Origin of the sequence: Tessaracoccus sp. MC1627 (assembly GCF_014164725.1) — a bacterium.
Classification (GTDB): Bacteria; Actinomycetota; Actinomycetes; order Propionibacteriales; family Propionibacteriaceae; genus Arachnia.
In genome coordinates, this window is record NZ_JACJGA010000001.1 from 639,272 (window position 1) to 656,193 (window position 16,922).

Genomic DNA, 16,922 nt, shown 5'->3' on the forward strand with positions numbered 1-16,922 from the left:
GGGCAGTCATGCAAGGATGGGGTGCGCATGCGACGAAAGGAGTGAGCCGTGGACGTATTTGAAGAGGACGCCGAGCCATTCGACCTCAACGACGTGGACAGCGAAGACTCCGCAGACTCGGAGGACTCGGACGAGGACTTCGACGACCTCGAAGACGCCACCGAGGACGACGTGGACCTGGTGGTGGCCCTCTACCGTGAGGACGGCCGCGCGGTCGCGGTGCCCATGGACGTGGACCTCGCCAACGACCTTGACGAACTCATCACCCAGCTCGGCCGCCTGCCCGGTGACTCGGGCGCCGACGGCTGGGTCTCCGTCGCGGGCGAATTCTTCGTGATCTGCCGCGTGCGGGGACGCACCGTCGAGGTGCTGCTCTCGGACGTGACGGCGGCCAACGACTGGCCGATCGCGCGCGACGTCGTGGACTATCTCGGCGAAGAGATGCCAGACGAGGACGACGATCCGGCCCCCCTCGGCGACCTCTCCATGTACGCGGCAAGCGGCCTCCGGGCGATGGAGCTCGAAGCCATCGCCACGGACTACGACGAGGACTCCGACGTCCTGCTCGGCAGGATCGCGGCGAAGTTGAAGGTCGCGGCGGAGTTCGAGGGCGCCGTCGAGGCCTTCGACGACTAGAGCCGGCCACTAGCTTGGGCACGCGCTGGCACGAGGCGATGCGCCTCGCGCTTGAGGAGGCGGAGGCTGCGCAGCGGCATGGAGACGTGCCGATCGGCGCCGTGGTTCTGGACGCGGCAGGTAGAACGGTCGCACGCGCCGGCAACGAGCGCGAACTCACGGGCGACCCCACCGCCCACGCCGAGGTGGTGGCCATCCGTCGGGCGGCCGAGGCGCTCGGTCAATGGCGCCTCACCGACTGCACCCTGGTGGTCACACTCGAGCCGTGCACGATGTGCGCAGGGGCCATCGTCTCGAGCCGGATCGCCCACCTCGTGTTCGGCGCGTTCGACGAGAAGGCAGGCGCCGTCTCCTCGCTGTGGGACGTTGTGCGCGACCCGCGCCTCAACCACCGCCCCACGGTCACCTCCGGCGTCCTCGCCGACGAGTGCGGCGCCGTCCTGGAATCCTTCTTCGGGGAGCGGCGCTAACGACCAAGGACCGCTAGTCCAGCGCGACGATGCCGCCCCGCAGATCCGGCTGCACGCCCCGGAACGCTACGGCCACCAGCACCGCCGAGACCGCGATCCCCGCCGCCACCAGGATGCCGCCGTGCCTTCCCGATGCGTCGATGGCGATCCCGGCCGCGGCCGACCCCACGGAGGCGCCCAGCAGCTGCCCGGTGCCGATCCATCCGTAGGCCTCGGCAGTGTCCGAGAACGGGACGCTCCCGGCGATCACCGACGACACCGCCGCCAGGGCGGGCGCGATCCCGAAGCCGGCCAGGAACAGCGCCAGCGACAAGCCCCAGAAGCCGCTGAGCACCGTGGCCAGCGAGAACCCGGCCACCACCACGAGCATGCGGAGAGCCATCGACCAGCGGGTGATGGGGCGGTTGCCGGCTGCCAGTCCGCCGAGGAGGGAGCCGAACGCTGACAGAGCGAGCACCCCGCCGGCCAGGACCGAGCCGTCGCCGAATGACGCGACGATGGCGGCCTCCATGGCGGCGAAGGCGCCGATCATCAGCAGCGACGTCACCGTCATGAGGAGCACCGCAGGGTTGGCCAGGACGCGGCCGAAGCGTCGGCGGTTCGCGGGAATCTTCAGGTGACGGACCCGGGGGGTCAGGATGAACATCAGGCCGCCCACCACCTGGATCACGATCACCACCAGCAGCGCCGGCCCGGACCCGAGAGCACCCACCAGCAGCGTGATCGCCACCGGCCCGATGATCCAGATGACCTCCTGCAGGGCGGCGTCCAGGTTGAACAGCGCCGTGAGCAGGTGGCTGGGAGCCAGCTTCGGGTACAACGTGCGGACCGCTGGGATCACCGGCGGCATCGCCGCGCCGCCGACGGCGGCCAAGGCCATGGCGCCGCCCAGCGGCACAGTCAGGAGCGCGAGCAGAGCGAACGCGGTCACCGAGATGACCAGCGTGGCGGTGAGCACACGGAAGGTGCCCAACCGGTTGAACAGCCTCGAGACGATCGGGCCTGCCACCGCCATGCCCACCGAGAACGAGGCGAGGACCAGCCCGGCCGCGGTGTAGCTGCCCTGGGTGGCGCGCACGTGCATGAGGACACCCAGCGAGTACATGCCGGCGGGGAACCGTGCGGCCAGCTGGGCGACCAGGATCAGGGCAAGCCCTGGGGCCTTCATCAACGCCGCAAAGTCACGCACCGGCCCAACCATACGGCCGCGCCTCGTGGCCCACCAACCGGCCGACGACACCCGCCCACCGGCCCCCCACCAGCGCGATTGGTCAAAGGGAGGCACCCTCGGTAAACTTTCCGGCGGTGATGTGTCTGAGCGGCCGAAAGAGCTCGCCTCGAAAGCGAGAGTGGGGCAACCCACCGGGGGTTCAAATCCCTCCATCACCGCGGAGTCCGTCAGGACGAGAAACCCCCAGCTTCAGGCTGGGGGTTTCCTGCGTTCCTGGCGCTTCGGGACACCCCGCCGTCGCTTCGCGACGCGGACCCTCAGGGAGCCGGGCAGCGGGGAGCTGCTAAGGCGTGGGTGACGGTGCTGGAGGGGACGGTGACGGCGACAGGGGAACCGATGGCGACGGCGACGGGACCCGGCACACCTGACCGTCGGTGGGCGGGGCAGCGGTGATGCTGGGGGACGCCGTGCTGCCCTTGAAATCGGTGCCCACCAGCACGTCTACTGTGCCATCGACGCGATCGTCGTATTCAACTAGGGGGTCGTTGAACTGAGCGGCCGTCACCGCGGCCTGAACCGATTCCCGCTCGTTCGCCCGGATGACGGTGCCGACGATGCGCTCCTCCGTGTTGCCCACCTTGACCACGTTGAAGCCCGCGCGCTCGAGGTGGCCGCCCACGCGGTTGGCCAAACCACTGGTGAACCCACCGTTGAATACCCGGACAGAGATGTCCGCGGGGGTGATCATCTCGGCCGTACCAACCACGCAGGGGGTGGGCGACGGCGACGGCAACGGTTCGGTCAGCGCCTTCCATCCCCAGGTCGCACCCCAGAGGAGCAGGGCGAGCAGGCCCAGCAGCAGGATGGGGGTGGCGATGAGCCTGAAGATACGCACGGGCGAGGGTTTCCTTCGTGGTCGTCCGGTGGGGCTAGTTCAGTTCCAGGATTCTGGCGTGCAGGGTCTGCCGCTGCTGCAGCGCAGCGCGCAGAGCCCGATGAAGGCCGTCCTCCAGGTACAGATCGCCCTGGTAGGACACGACGTGGGCGAAGAGATCACCGTAGAACGTCGAGTCCTCCTCAAGGAGGGCTTCGAGATCCAGGGTTCGCTTGGTGGTGACCAGCTCGTCCAGCCGGACCTGATGCGGCGCGATCGCGATCCACTGCTTCTGCGTGAAGCCGTGGTCCGGGTAGGGGCGGGAGTCACCAACTCGCTTGAAGATCACGGGGCCACCCTACCGTGGGGCCCCAGTGAAGCGATGTAGGTGTCCTGACTCGGCGCTGCCGACGTGCCGCCCACCCACAGATCGACGGCGGGACCCTGTGGGCCTGTGCCAGAGTAGGGGGGTGAGCAACGAGGCACAGATCGAGACCATCACCGTGGGCTACACCTTCGACGCCCCCGCCGCGACACTGGGGGTCCTCAATGACGAGAGCCCCCTCGTCGACGCGAAGATCCGCATCCCGCTGGCCATGTTCAACCGGCACGGCCTGGTGGCCGGCGCCACCGGAACAGGCAAGACGGTGACCCTCCAGGTGCTCGCCGAGGCGCTCAGCAACGCCGGCGTCCCCGTCTTCGCCGCCGACATCAAGGGCGACCTCAGCGGCATGGCCTCACCCGGCTCGCCGTCGGAGAAGCTGCTGGCCCGCGTCGCGAAGCAGGGCCAGGACTGGCAGCCGAAGGCATTCCCGTGCGAGTTCTACGCCCTGGGAGGCGAGGGCGTGGGGGTGCCCGTGCGCGCGACCATCTCGTCGTTCGGGCCCATCCTGCTGTCCAAGGTGCTGGGGCTCAACAAGGTGCAGGAGTCCTCGCTCGGCCTGGTGTTCCACTTCGCGGACAAGGCCGGCCTCGCGCTGTTGGACCTCAAGGACCTCATCGAGCTGCTCAAGTACCTCACCTCGGACGAGGGCAAGCCCGAGCTCAAGGGCATCGGCGGCATCTCGACCGCGACCGTCGGCGTGATTCTCCGCTCGCTGATCACCGTCTCCGATCAGGGGGCGGACGTGTTCTTCGGCGAGCCCGAGTTCGACCCCGCGGAACTTCTGCGGGTGGCCCCCGACGGGCGGGGCGTGGTCTCGCTGCTGGAGCTGCCCCAGCTGTCGACGCGCCCAGCATTGTTCTCCACGTTCCTGATGTGGCTGCTGGCGGACCTCTTTACCTCGCTGCCCGAGGTCGGCGACATCGACAAGCCGAAGCTGGTGTTCTTCTTCGACGAGGCGCACCTTCTCTTCAACGATGCCTCGGACGCGTTCCTCGACTCCATCACCCAGACCGTGCGGCTCATCCGCTCCAAGGGTGTGGGCATCTTCTTCGTGACCCAGACCCCCAAGGACGTGCCCGACGACGTGCTGGCCCAGCTGGGCTCCCGCGTGCAGCACCAGCTCCGCGCCCACACCCCCAACGATGCCAAGGCCCTGCGCGCCACCGTCTCCACCTACCCCAACTCCGGCTACGACCTGGAGGAGGTCCTGCAGCAGCTCGGGATCGGGGAGGCCATCGTCACCGTGATGAGCGAGAAGGGTGCCCCCACCCCCGTGGCCTGGACGCGCATCTGGGCCCCCGAATCGCTGATGGGGCCGACGCCCGAGGATCAGCTCCGCGCAGGAGTGGCTCTGTCGTCACTGACCGCGAAGTACGGCACGCCGCTGGACAGGCACTCCGCCTACGAGGCGCTCACCCACAAGCTCGCGCAGGGGGCCGCTGCTGCCGAGGCGGAGCGCCTCGAGGCTGAGCGGGCGAAGCAGCTGCAGCAGATGGAGAAGGAGTTGGCGGCCGCCGAGAAGGAGCAGGCCCGCCTGGAGAGGGAGGCGCGGGCGGAGCAGGCCCGCCGCGACAAGGAGGCCCGCGCGGAGGAGGCCGCCCGCCGCCGCTACGAGCGGGAGAACCCGGGGCTGGTGGAGCAGGTGACCAAGTCCACCGTGTTCAAGGACCTCGTCCGCACTGCAGGGCGCGAGATCATCCGCGGCATCTTCGGCACCGGCCGGCGCAGCTGAGCGGCGCCGTCGTCACTCGACGGTGTAGCGCTCCACGTCCGGGTCGTTACGGACGCGGTCCGAGATGGCCTGCAGCTGCTCGGCGAGGCCCTGTGCGGAGAGGGTGCCGCCCAGGAACTCGGCCCACGCGGCGTTGGTCTCCGGGCCCAACCCGTAGTGGGTGACGAATCGCCACGAGAACACGTGCTCCCCGGCGTCGGCCAGCAGACGCGCCTGGGAGGTCAACGCGGTGGACTCGAGGTCCGCGGGGACGCTCTCCCGCACGATCGTCGGCACGAGATGGGTTCGGGAGAAGTGGGCGGCGGTCTCCCGCGACAGCATCGTCCGCAGCAACTCCTTGGCGCCCGCGACGTTGCGCCCGTCCCTCGGCACCAGGAACTGCTCCGTCGGGGAGGCGTGCACCGCCGAGATCGGCAGTGTGGGGGCCGCGGTGAGGGTGGGCACCGGGGCGACCGTCATTGCGAAGTCGGCAGGGGCCACCTCTGACATTTCGCTGGCGATCCACGCCCCGGCCGGATACAGCAGGCCGGCGCCCTCGCGGACCCAGGCCGCCTGAGCCGTGAGGTAGTCGCCCCCGCGCAGGACGAACCCCTCGCGGACGCAGGTCTCGAGCTGCTCCAGCACGCCCTTCACGGCGGGGTGCGCCCACGCGTCCTCGGCCAGGTTGTCCAACGCCACCCGGACCTCGTCCCCGCCCTCCTTGACGGCCGACGCGATGGCCAGCTCCTGGTAGTAGTCGGCGGCCTCATCGCCCCACACGAACAGCGACCGCCCCAGCCTGCGCGCCGCGTCGCCCAACGCCAGGATGGCATCCCATGTCTGCGGCAGCTCCCAGCCCTGGGCGGCGAACTCGGAGGCCGAATGCCACAACCCGTACACGCTCAGCGCGTAGTTGATCGCCAGGAGCCTGCCGTTGAAGGTGCCCGCGGCGAGGACGTCGTGGTACAGGGTCTCGCGCAACACCTCGCCCTCCAGGGAGGGGGACTCGACAACGTCGTCGAGTTCGACGAAACGGTCCGCCAGCGTGGCCACGGGCAGCAGCGCGGCCCCAGAGTTGTCGACCAGGTCCGGAGGGGTGGCGCCGTCGGCCAGACGCGGCTCGACTGCGGCCCGCACATCCTCAACCGCCGTCACCCGCACCCGCACGCCGGGATAGCTGGCCTTCATGATGTCGGCGGCGAACTCGACGTAGCCGGTGCCGAACGCGCCGTCGAAGATGACCGACTCCACCGTCGAGGGGGTGACCAGCCCGAAGGGGAGTTGGCTCGGGGAGGGGGAGGAGGAAGGCGCGGCCGAGGGGGAGGACGAGGGGCCGGGTGACGGATCGCCCGGGCACGCCGTGAGCGGCGCGACGGCGGCGACGGCGAGCGCCGACAGCACGCTGCGACGACTGGGACCAGACATGGGCTTCCTCCGGGTGACCCAGGCAACTTTAGGCCACGCCCCGGCCACCCCCCGAACGCGGCCTCCGCCGCAGGGCTCCGATCAGCGGCCGGTGCCCGCGTAGACGGTCGCGGCCTCGTCGGCGTCCAGACCGAAGGCGGAATGGGCGGCCTGGACGGCCCGATCCACCTCGTCGGCTCCCACGATGACCGAGATCCGGATTTCCGAGGTGGAGATCATCTGCAGGTTGACCTCCGCTCCGGCCAGCGCCTCGAAGAAGGTGGCCGACACGCCCGGGTGGGAGCGCATCCCCACGCCCACCACGGACACCTTGCCGATCTGGTCGTCGTAGAGCAGCTCGTCGTAGCCGACCTCGTCCTTGATGTTCTCGAGCGCGGCGATGGCGCGGGCCCCGTCGGCCATGGGCAGCGTGAAGGAGATGTCGGTGCGCACGTCCGAGAGACGGGAGACGTTCTGCACGATCATGTCGATGTTGATGTCGTGCTCCGCGATGGCCTTGAAGATGCGCGCGGCCTCGCCGATCTTGTCCGGGACACCCGCGACCGTGACCTTGGCCTCGCCACGATCGTGCGCGACACCGGTGATGATGGCTTCTTCCATGGATTCGTCCTTGTCGATCTCGTCCTGGCTCTTCACCCAGGTACCCGGCTTGTCTGAGAAGGAGGAGCGCACGTGGACCGGCACCCCTTCGCGGCGCGCGTACTCGACGCAGCGCAAGTGGAGGATCTTGGCGCCCGAGGCGGCCATCTCCATCATGTCCTCGTACCCGATGGCGCGGATGTGGCGCGCCGACGGGACGATCCGCGGGTCCGCGGTGTAGACGCCGTCGACGTCGGAGTAGATCTCGCAGAAGTCCGCGCCGAGGGCCGCGGCCAACGCGACGGCCGTGGTGTCCGAGGCGCCGCGACCCAACGTCGTGACGTCCTTGGTGGTCTGCGACACGCCCTGGAAGCCGGCGACGATGGCCACGTTGCCCTCCTCCAGCGCCTTCTCGACGCGGCCGGGGGTGATGTCGATGATGCGGGCGTTGCCGTGGGTGGGGGTGGTGATCACGCCCGCCTGTGAGCCGGTGTAGGACACCGCGTCCACGCCGAGGTCCGACAGCGCCATCGCCAGCAGGGCGGCGGACTGGCGCTCACCCGTCGTGAGCAGCATGTCCAGCTCCCGCGACTTCGGCTGCGGGGAGACCTGAAGCGCCAGATCCATCAGCTCGTCGGTGGTATCTCCCATGGCCGAGATGACGATGATCACGTCGTGGCCGTCCGCCCGGGTGCGGGCGATGCGCCGCGCGACGCGCTTGATCGACTCGGCGTCGGCCACCGACGACCCACCGAACTTCTGGACAATGCGACCCATGCAAGACCTCCCTGGAACCCGTCACAGGATAGTTGCCGCGGGGCATGGGCGGGAACTTCGTCCGAGGGTAGGGTCAGGCGTGTGACGCTGCCGATCCTCACCGCCGAAGAACAGCGCGTGCTCGGGTGCCTCCTGGAGAAGGAGATCACCGTCCCGGACACCTACCCCCTCACCCTCAACGCGCTCCGCAGCGCCTGCAACCAGAAGAACAGCCGCGAGCCCGTCGTCGAGTACGACGAGCGGACCGTGCAGGACGCGCTGCGCTCCCTGAAGGAACGCGGCTGGGTGCGGGTGACCTGGCTTGACTACGGCAAACGCACCCTCAAGTACGCGCAGTCGGTGGTGCCGGCGCTGGAGCTCGCCGACGACGAACGGGCGCTGCTCACGCTGCTGCTGCTGCGCGGCCCGCAGTCCGCAGGAGAGCTGAAGACCCGCGCCGAGCGGCTGCGCCCCTTCGCGGATCGGGCGGCGGTGGAGGCATGCCTGGCTGAGATGGCGGCGCGCGAGGAGCCCCTCGTGATTCAACTCGAACGCAAACCCGGACAGCAGGACGCCCGGTGGTTGCACCTCCTCGGTGAGCCGCCAGTCGGCGCGGCTCCAGCCGGTGTTGACCGGGAACAGGTGCTGGCGGAGGGGGTGGCCGCGCGCGACGCCGACGTCGTGGCCGCCTACGACGCGGTCGCGGCGGCCTACGCGGAAGACCGCCGGGCGCTGGGGGAGTTCGAGGAATGGTTCCTGGCCCGGATAGCCAAGCTCGCCGGCCCGCATCGCACCGCCGACGTCGGCTGCGGGGCGGGCGCGGTCACGGCGTTCCTGGCCGAGGAGGGCGCTGATCCGGTGGGCATCGACGTCTCGACGGCGATGATCGCGGAGGCCGCCGCGCGGCACCCGAACATCGATGTCGAGGTGGGCGACATGCGCCGGCTGCTCCGCCCGACCACCGCCGCCGGATGGGGCGCCGTCGTGGCCTGGCACTCGTTGGCGCACTTCGCGCCCAGCGAGCTCGGGGGAATCATCCGCGGGCTGGCCGAGCTGCTGCTGCCCGACGGGGTGCTCGCCCTGGCGATGGAAACCGGCGCAACCCTGGACAGGCGCGACGAGTGGTTCGGGCAGGCGGTGAATCTCACGTTCGTGCGACACGACGTGGGGGAGGTGCGCAAGGCCGTGGAGGCGGCGGGGCTCGGGTACGTCGAGACCTACCTGGTCTCCGACGATGAGCCGACCGAGCGCCTCTACCTCATCGCCTGTGGCTGACACCCTCCCCGACTGGATGTCCCGACGAGGTTCCCGCACCTGGGCGATAGTCCGGCACTAGCCTGGGGCCATGAATACCGTCCGGTGGGGGATCGTAGGAACAGGCGCTATCGCGCACGGCGTCGCCGGTGACTTCCAGTTCGTCCCCGGGGCGGAGTTGGTGGCGGTCGCGTCGCGGACCAGGGCGAAGGCGCAGGAGTTCGCGGCCCACCACGACATCGGGCGCGCGTTCGGCTCCTATCGCGAGCTGCTCGAGTCCCCCTCCGTCGACGTGGTCTACATCGCCACGCCCCACCCGCAGCACCGCGACGTGGCGCTCGCAGCCATCGCCAACGGCAAGGCCGTCCTGGTGGAGAAGGCCTTCACCGCGACCCTCTCCGGGGCCCAGCAGGTGGTTGACGCTGCCCGCGCGAAGGGCGTGTTCGCGATGGAGGCGATGTGGACCAGGTTCCTGCCAGTGATCGCCGCGGCGCGCGAGGTGGTGGCGTGGGGGCGCATCGGTGACGTCGTCGGTCTCCAAGGCGACCTCTACTCGTACCGGGAGTACCAGCCGGAGCATCGCCTCTTCGCGCCCGAGCTTGGCGGTGGCGCCATCCTGGACCTCGGCGTCTATCCGATCAGCTTCGCCCAGGCCTTCCTCGGCGACGCGAAGGAGATCTGCAGCCGTTCCCGGCTCTACCCGTCGGGTGTCGAGCGGGCCTCGGCGGTCAACCTGGTGCACGCCGGCGACGCCCTGTCGTCGCTGACGTTCGGGTTCGACGGCTACGGCCCTGGCCGGATGGTCATCGTCGGGACGAAGGGCTGGATCGAGGTGGAGCCCCGCTTCCACCACCCGTCGATGATCACCGTCCATCGCAACGGGGTGCTCCCCCGGATCATCGAGGCGATGCCGACCGGCCGCGGGTACTCCCACGAGTTCGCGGAGGTGACCCAACGCATCCGCGAGGGGCTGACAGAATCTCCGACGATGCCGCTGAACGACACGCTCGAGGTGATGCGAATCGCTGAGGCGTGCCTGCATCAGGCAGGCATGACACACCAGGAGGCCACCGTCGACCTGGGGTGACGGCAGCCTCCTCGTCCCCCCATATCCGGCGTGTTGGGACTGGTGGTGACCACACAATGGATGTAGCGAGTCAACCGTGGACGTCGTGCCCTGTCAAGGGTCCGACGCCCACGGCAGGTGGTCAGGCCTTGCGCAGGGCCACCCTGAGGCCGAGCTCGCTGTCCTCGTCCGTGGGAGCCTCGACGGGGCCGACGGTCAGCACAACCGCCAGCACCTCGTCGGCGATGAACTGCCGGTGAGCCTCGACGGCCTCCGCCAGCTCGGCGTCCGCCTCGAGCTCCACCATGATCCGGTCCGACACGTTCAGGCCCGCGCGCTTCCGCGACTCCTGGATGAACCGGATGGCCTCGCGAGCCAGACCCGAGCGGATCAGCTCGGGCGTGAGCTCGAGGTCGAGAGCCACCGTCTCGCCCTGCTCGTTGACCACCGACCAGCCCTCGCGCGGGCGCTCCGTGATGAGCACGTCCTCGGGCGTGACCTCCACGGCCTCGCCCTCCACGTCGAGCACTGCGCGGCCGAGGTCGCGGAGCTGGGTGGCCAGCCAGGTGGCGTCCAACTCGGCGATCGCCTTGGCGACGATCGGGGTCCGCTTGGCGAACCTCTTGCCGAGGTTGCGGAAGTTGCCCTTGGCGAAGTAGTCCACCAGATCACCGTGGGCGGCGAACGATTCGATGGACTCCACGTTGAGCTCGGCGCGGATCTCGGCCTGCAGGTCAGGCGAGAGTCGCTCGAAGATCGTCGACGGCACCAGCATCCGGCGCAGCGCCTGCCGGATCTTCACCTTCGACTCTGCCCGGGCCGCGCGGCCCAGTTCGACGGTGCGGCGGGTCAGCTCCATCGCCTCGCTGAGCTCGGGGATGATGAGCGACTCGTCGGCCACCGGCCAGTCCGCCAGGTGCACCGAGTCTGGGCCCTCGGGATCCGCCGCGTAGAACAGGTCCTGCCACACGCGCTCGGTGACGAACGGCATGATCGGCGCCAGCAGGCGGGTGAGCACGTTGAGCGTCTCGTGCAGGGTCCAGAGGGCGCCGTCGTCGCCCGCCCAGAACCGGCGGCGTGAGCGGCGCACGTGCCAGTTGGACAGCGTGTCGATGAACTGGCTGAGCACCGCGCCGTAGTGCTGGGTGTCGAAATTGTCGAGGGCGCGGGTGGTGTCGACGATGAGCTGGTGGGTGGCCGAGGTGAGCCAGACGTCCAGCACGTGCCGCTCGGCCACCGGCGGCGCCTCGCCCGAGGGCGTCCAGTTCGCGGCCCGCGCGTAGAGGGTGTGGAAGGCCACCGTGTTCCAGTAGGTGAGCAGCACCTTGCGGACCGTCTCGCCGATGGCCTGGTGGCCCACGCGACGGGCCACCCACGGCGAGCCGGAGCAGGCCATGAACCAGCGCACCGCGTCCGCGCCGTGCTGATCCATGAGCGGGATCGGCTCCAGGACGTTGCCGAGATGCTTGCTCATCTTGCGCCCGTCGTCGGCGAGGATGTGTCCGAGGCAGACGACGTTGCGGTAGGAGGACTGCTCGAACACCAGCGTGCCGATTGCCATCAGGGAGTAGAACCAGCCGCGGGTCTGGTCGATGGCCTCGCAGATGAAGTCCGCCGGGTAGCGCTCCGCGAACACCTCCTCGGAGCCGGGCACGTGCGGGTAGCCCCATTGGGCGAACGGCATGGCGCCGGAATCGAACCAGGCGTCGATCACCTCCGGAACGCGCCGCGATTCCTTCCCGCAGGTGGGGCAGGGGAAGGCGATGTCGTCGACGAAGGGGCGGTGCGGATCCAGCGCGCTCTGGTCGGTACCGGTGAGCTCGCTCAGCTCGGCACGGGACCCGACGCACACCTGATGGTCATCCTCGCAGCGCCAGATCGGCAGCGGGGTGCCCCAGTACCGGGTCCGCGAGAGCGCCCAGTCCACGTTGTTGTTCAGCCAGTCACCGAAGCGGCCGTGCTTGATGGTCTCCGGGTGCCAGGTGGTGGCCTCGTTCTCCGCGAGCAGCTCATCCTTGATCTTGGTGGTGCGGATGTACCACGACGGCATGGCGTAGTAGAGCAGCGGGGTGTGGCAGCGCCAGCAGTGCGGGTAGCTGTGCGTGTAGTCCAGCACCCGGAACATGAGGCCGCGGGCCTGGAGGTCGGCGACGATCGCCTTGTCTGCGTCCTTGAAGAACTGTCCGCCGACCAGGTCGAGGTCCTCGTCGAAGGTGCCGTCGCGGCGCACGGGATTGACGAACGGGAGGCCGTAGGCGCGGCAGACGTGCATGTCGTCCTCGCCGAACGCCGGCGCCTGGTGCACGAGGCCGGAGCCGTCCTCGGTGGTGACGTACTCGGCGAGCACCACGAAGTGGGCGGGTGCCGGGAACTCCACCAGCTCGAGGGGGCGCTGGTAGGCCCAACGTTCAAGGTCGCGGCCGGTGAAGGTGTCGGTGAGGGTCCACTCGTCGCCGAGCACCTTGTCGGCCAGGGGCTCGGCGATGACCAGGGCCTTCTGCTCCGGGTGGGTCGCCACCCGGTAGGTGACCTCCGGGTGCACCGCGACGGCGGTGTTGCTGACCAGCGTCCACGGCGTCGTCGTCCACACCAGCAGGTCCACTTCGCCGGCGAGCGGGCCGGAGGTGAGCGGGAACCGCACGTAGATCGACGGGTCGGTGATGTCCTCGTAGCCCTGCGCGAGCTCGTGGTCCGAGAGTGCCGTGCCGCAGCGCGGGCAATACGGCGCCACGCGGTAGTCCTCCTCCAGGAGGCCCTTGCCGTGGATCTGCTTCAGCGCCCACCACAGGGACTCGACGTACTCAGGCGTCATCGTCACGTACGCCTCGTCGATGTTGACCCAGTAGCCCATCCGCTCGGTGAGCTCGGTGAACGCGTCGACGTGGCGGAGCACGGAGGTGCGGCACTGCGCGTTGAAGGCCTCGATGCCGAAGGCCTCGATGTCGGCCTTGCCCGAGAAGCCGAGTTCCTTCTCCACCGCCAGCTCGACGGGGAGGCCGTGGCAGTCCCAGCCGGCCTTCCGCTCCACGCGGTGGCCGCGCATCGTCTTGTAGCGCGGGAACAGGTCCTTGAAGACGCGGGCCTCGATGTGGTGCGTGCCCGGCATGCCGTTCGCGGTGGGCGGGCCCTCGTAGAACGTCCACGGCTCGCCGCCGGCGGTGCGCTCGAGGGAGCGCGTGAAGGTGTCGCGCTCGCCCCAGAGGCTGAGGATCTCGTGCTCAAGTGCGGGGAAGTCCACCTGCGCGGGGACGGCGAGGTAGCCGGGGGTGTCCATGGTGGGGTCGTCGGTCATCGGGTGGTCCTTCTCATCGTTCTTCGCTGAGCTGTGAAGGGACGAGCCGAAGCCCGCGGTACCACCCTTCTTGGACGCCGAAGCGCCCCTCTTGTTCATGCCGCGGCCGGTTCTACTGAGCGGGGTGACCCCGCCGTTCTTCCGGCAGCTCCGAGGTGATGGCCTCATCAATGCCGTGCGGACGGGTCCATTATGCCGCACTTCGCTAGGTTGGGCTCATGGCGATCTTCGACGTCCCCCTTCGCGAGCTGCGCCGGCGCGGCACCATCAAGTGGCGGCGCTGGGAGCCCGACGTGCTGCCCCTGTTCGTTGCCGAGATGGACGCCCACCTGGCGCCGCCCATCCGGGAAGCGCTGGAACGGGCGCTGGCCGACGGCGACACCGGCTACCCGGAGCTGCCCGCCTACCAGGAGGCATTCGCCGACTACGCCGATTGGCAGTGGGGCTGGCGGATCGACGTGGCGGACCAGAAGCTCGCCACGGACGTGGTCACCGGGATGCGCGAGGCGGTCCTCGCCTGCTCCGAGCCGGGCGACGCCGTCGTGATCAACTCGCCGATCTACCCACCGTTCCGGCACGTGGTGACCAGCACCGGGCGCCGGATCGCCGACGTGCCGCTGGTATCGGATCGGTTGGATCTGGACGGGCTGGAGGCAGCGTTCGCCGAGCAGCGGCCGAAGGTGTACCTGCTGTGCTCGCCACACAACCCCAACGGGACCATCCACACCGTCGACGAGCTGGCGAAGGTCGCGGAACTGGCTGAACGTTTCGGCGTCGTGGTGGTCTCCGACGAGATTCACGCCCCCTTGGCGGGGGAGGAGCACACCCCCTACCTGACGGTGCCTGGAGCGGCCAACGCGCTGATCGTGACCTCGGCGTCGAAGTCCTGGAACCTGGCGGCGATCAAGGCCGGGCTCATCATCGGCGACCGAGGGCTGCTGAAGAAGCTCAACCCCATGACCTCGGACGGCGCCAGCTACTTCGGCGTGCTCGCGCACTCCGCGGCGCTCAACGAGGCGCGCGACTGGGTGGCCGAGGCGGCTGCGGAGATCGCGGCGAACAAGGAGTTCTTCGCCGACGAGCTGTCACTGCAGGTCCCTGAGCTCAGCTACACGCCCTCCGCCGGCACATACCTGGCGTGGCTGGACTGCGCGGCGCTGGGGCTCGACAGCCCTGGCAAGCACTTCCACGACGTGGGGCGTGTCCGGTTCAACCTCGGCCGCGAGTTCTCACCGGAGACGAAGCAGTTCGTCCGGGTGAACCTGGCCACCTCACGGGAGATCATCGCGGAAGCGGTGGAGCGCATGTCGTCCGCGCTGGCGGGCATGCGCGCGGATTCCGCTGCTGTGCGCGCCCGGCGTGCAGAGCCGATCATCGACGAGTGGGGCCTGGCCGACGCGCCCGGTCTGGACGACGCAACCCCCCTTCTGGGCGGGTACGCGGAGGTCCCGGGAAGCGAGCCCACCGTCGGCGTACCCACCTGGCACCAGACGGCGCCGATGCCGGCCGTGACCGACGCCGGACCCCCGACCGCGCCCATGCCCGCCATCATCGATGCGGGGCCGCCGACTGCGCCGATGCCGGCCGTCACCCACGCCGGACCCCCGACGGCCCCCATGCCGCTCCCTCCTCTGGCTGGGGTGCACACCAACTCGGGTGACTTCGTCAACGTGACTACCGCCGTCGTGATCGGCCGCGACCCCAAGCGGGCGGCCGGGTTCATCGATGCCGACCTGCTACGGGTGCCGAGCCCGCACCTGGACATTTCGCGCAATCATCTGGCGGTCGAGGTGTCAGGGGGCGGCGATATCCTCGTGCGAGACCTCCACGCGGTCAACGGCACTCTGGTGATCCCACCGGACGGCACGCCGTTCACGCTGCGCGACGGCGCGTCCGCGCGGGTGGAGATGATGACGATCCTCGACATCGGCGAGGGAGTGTCGCTCCGGATCGAACCGCCCCGCGGCTGACCCACCCCCGTCGGTTGAGCCGGGCCAAGCCGCGAAGCGGCGCAGCCCGCGTCGACTTGGGTTGAGCCGGGCCAAGCCGCGCCTCCCGCTGGTTGAGCCGGGCCAAGCCGCGAAGCGGCACAGCCCGCGTCGAAACCGACCCGCGCACGGTGCGCGAAGTCGGGACCCGACGCACGGGCGGCCGTTGTCACCGTCTGGCTCTGAGTGGCCGCAACGCTGTGGTCTGGGAATGAGGCCGCCCGCGCCTCGGCTCCCGTCTCCGCGCACTAGGTTGCCGGTGGCGTCGTCGCGTTCGGGCGCGACCCGGCAGGGCGGCCTCGGTTCGGGTCCGCCGGGGCGGGACGCCAGTTGGGTGATCGTCGGGTTGGGCACCGCTGCGCAGTGCCGCCCTGCCGTCCCCCACCCTGGCTGTCACCGCAATCGCCTGACCCAGCCGCGGCGCGCAACCCCACGCTGGTTGAGCCGGGCCAAGCCGCGAAGCGGCGCAGCCCGCGTCGAAACCGACGACTGCGTCCATCAAGACTCATCCGACGAGACAGAACACCCATCCGACGAACACAGCAACACGACGAGACTGCAGCAAACCAACTTCAGCAACTGCAGCAAACCAACGTCGACGCAGCAGCGGGCGCTTCGCGCCGCGGCTGGCTCAACCAGCGGTGGGGAGTGGCCCGCCAGCGTCGTCGCATGTCGAGAGAGGGGGCTATACCGAGGTGCGGTGGAAGTTGAGGTGCGAGCGCGACGGCGTCGGCCCGCGCTGGCCCTGGTACCGCGACCCGTACTGCGACGACCCGTACGGATGCTCCGCAGGCGAGCTGAGCTGGAAGAAGCACAGCTGGCCGATCTTCATCCCAGGCCAGAGCTTCACCGGCAGCGTCGCCATGTTGGACAGCTCGAGGGTCACGTGGCCGGAGAAGCCCGGGTCGATGAAGCCCGCCGTCGAATGCGTGAGCAGGCCGAGGCGGCCCAGCGACGACTTCCCCTCCAACCGCGCCGCGACCGCCGGACCGAGCGTGACCCGCTCGTACGTCGACCCCAGCACGAACTCGCCGGGGTGCAGCACGAACGGCTCGTCCACCGGCGTCTCGATGAGGCGGGTGAGATCCGGCTGCTCCACCGACGGGTCGATCGACGGGTAGCGGTGGTTCTCGAACACCCGGAAGAACTTGTCGAGCCGCACATCCACGCTGGACGGCTGGACCATGCTGGGATCCCAGGGGTCGAGGAGGATCCCCCCTGTGTGGACTTCTCCGAGGATGTCGCGGTCGCTCAGCAGCATGGGCAGAGCCTAACGCCCCGCACGCCCTCAGCGACATCAGGACCATGCAGGCAC

The 16,922-nt window shown here is 69.5% G+C and carries 13 protein-coding genes and 1 tRNA gene; 7 read left to right on the top strand and 7 right to left on the bottom strand.

The window, feature by feature from the left end:
* Positions 1-48 precede the first annotated feature (48 nt).
* Positions 49-636 (top strand): tRNA adenosine deaminase-associated protein, encoded by a 588-nt coding sequence (locus H5399_RS02825; RefSeq protein WP_182781495.1) that lies wholly within the window; start codon positions 49-51, stop codon positions 634-636.
* A gap of 38 nt (positions 637-674) precedes the next feature.
* Positions 675-1,106 carry a tRNA adenosine(34) deaminase TadA gene (gene tadA / locus H5399_RS02830; RefSeq protein ID WP_182781914.1) on the top strand — a complete coding sequence of 144 codons (432 nt, stop codon included), beginning with the start codon at positions 675-677 and terminating at the stop codon, positions 1,104-1,106.
* Positions 1,107-1,119: 13 nt separating this feature from the next.
* Here the strand turns inward: tadA and H5399_RS02835 are convergent, their stop codons facing one another.
* Positions 1,120-2,295, bottom strand: coding sequence for an MFS transporter (locus H5399_RS02835; RefSeq protein WP_182781496.1), 1,176 nt, complete (start codon positions 2,293-2,295; stop codon positions 1,120-1,122).
* 115 nt (positions 2,296-2,410) lie between these two features.
* On the opposite strand from H5399_RS02835, the gene H5399_RS02840 reads away from it, so the two are divergent.
* Positions 2,411-2,495, top strand: a tRNA-Ser gene (locus H5399_RS02840).
* Positions 2,496-2,620: 125 nt separating this feature from the next.
* On the opposite strand, the gene H5399_RS02845 is transcribed toward H5399_RS02840, so the two are convergent.
* A complete protein-coding gene (locus H5399_RS02845; RefSeq protein WP_182781497.1) occupies positions 2,621-3,172 on the bottom strand; it encodes a LytR C-terminal domain-containing protein in 552 nt (183 codons plus the stop codon).
* Positions 3,173-3,206: 34 nt separating this feature from the next.
* On the bottom strand, positions 3,207-3,500 hold the full coding sequence (locus H5399_RS02850; protein ID WP_182781498.1) for a type II toxin-antitoxin system VapB family antitoxin: 294 nt from the start codon (positions 3,498-3,500) through the stop codon (positions 3,207-3,209).
* 121 nt (positions 3,501-3,621) lie between these two features.
* On the opposite strand from H5399_RS02850, the gene H5399_RS02855 reads away from it, so the two are divergent.
* On the top strand, positions 3,622-5,268 hold the full coding sequence (locus H5399_RS02855) for a helicase HerA-like domain-containing protein (RefSeq protein WP_182781499.1): 1,647 nt from the start codon (positions 3,622-3,624) through the stop codon (positions 5,266-5,268).
* A 12-nt stretch (positions 5,269-5,280) separates the two neighbouring features.
* Here the strand turns inward: H5399_RS02855 and ngcE are convergent, their stop codons facing one another.
* Both ngcE and H5399_RS02865 read right to left on the bottom strand, forming a co-directional pair.
* Complete coding sequence (ngcE, locus tag H5399_RS02860) at positions 5,281-6,672, bottom strand: N-acetylglucosamine/diacetylchitobiose ABC transporter substrate-binding protein (protein ID WP_182781500.1); 1,392 nt, start codon at positions 6,670-6,672, stop codon at positions 5,281-5,283.
* Between the two features lie 81 nt (positions 6,673-6,753).
* Positions 6,754-8,028 carry an aspartate kinase gene (locus H5399_RS02865; RefSeq protein WP_182781501.1) on the bottom strand — a complete coding sequence of 425 codons (1,275 nt, stop codon included), beginning with the start codon at positions 8,026-8,028 and terminating at the stop codon, positions 6,754-6,756.
* Between the two features lie 81 nt (positions 8,029-8,109).
* Between H5399_RS02865 and H5399_RS02870 the strand changes: the two genes are divergently transcribed.
* A complete protein-coding gene (locus H5399_RS02870) occupies positions 8,110-9,282 on the top strand; it encodes a DUF480 domain-containing protein (RefSeq protein ID WP_182781502.1) in 1,173 nt (390 codons plus the stop codon).
* A gap of 70 nt (positions 9,283-9,352) precedes the next feature.
* Positions 9,353-10,348, top strand: a complete 996-nt coding sequence (locus H5399_RS02875; RefSeq protein WP_182781503.1) for a Gfo/Idh/MocA family protein — start codon at positions 9,353-9,355, stop codon at positions 10,346-10,348.
* 121 nt (positions 10,349-10,469) lie between these two features.
* Here the strand turns inward: H5399_RS02875 and ileS are convergent, their stop codons facing one another.
* Positions 10,470-13,619 carry an isoleucine--tRNA ligase gene (gene ileS / locus H5399_RS02880; RefSeq protein WP_220490735.1) on the bottom strand — a complete coding sequence of 1,050 codons (3,150 nt, stop codon included), beginning with the start codon at positions 13,617-13,619 and terminating at the stop codon, positions 10,470-10,472.
* A 218-nt stretch (positions 13,620-13,837) separates the two neighbouring features.
* Here ileS and H5399_RS02885 point away from each other — a divergent pair, with 218 nt between their 5' ends.
* The gene (locus tag H5399_RS02885; protein WP_182781504.1) at positions 13,838-15,589 is read left to right on the top strand and encodes an aminotransferase class I/II-fold pyridoxal phosphate-dependent enzyme; all 1,752 of its coding nucleotides are present in this window, start codon (positions 13,838-13,840) and stop codon (positions 15,587-15,589) included.
* A 703-nt stretch (positions 15,590-16,292) separates the two neighbouring features.
* On the opposite strand, the gene dcd is transcribed toward H5399_RS02885, so the two are convergent.
* Positions 16,293-16,868: a dCTP deaminase gene (dcd, locus tag H5399_RS02890; RefSeq protein WP_182781505.1), complete on the bottom strand. Its 576-nt coding sequence runs from the start codon at positions 16,866-16,868 to the stop codon at positions 16,293-16,295.
* Positions 16,869-16,922: the final 54 nt, after the last annotated feature.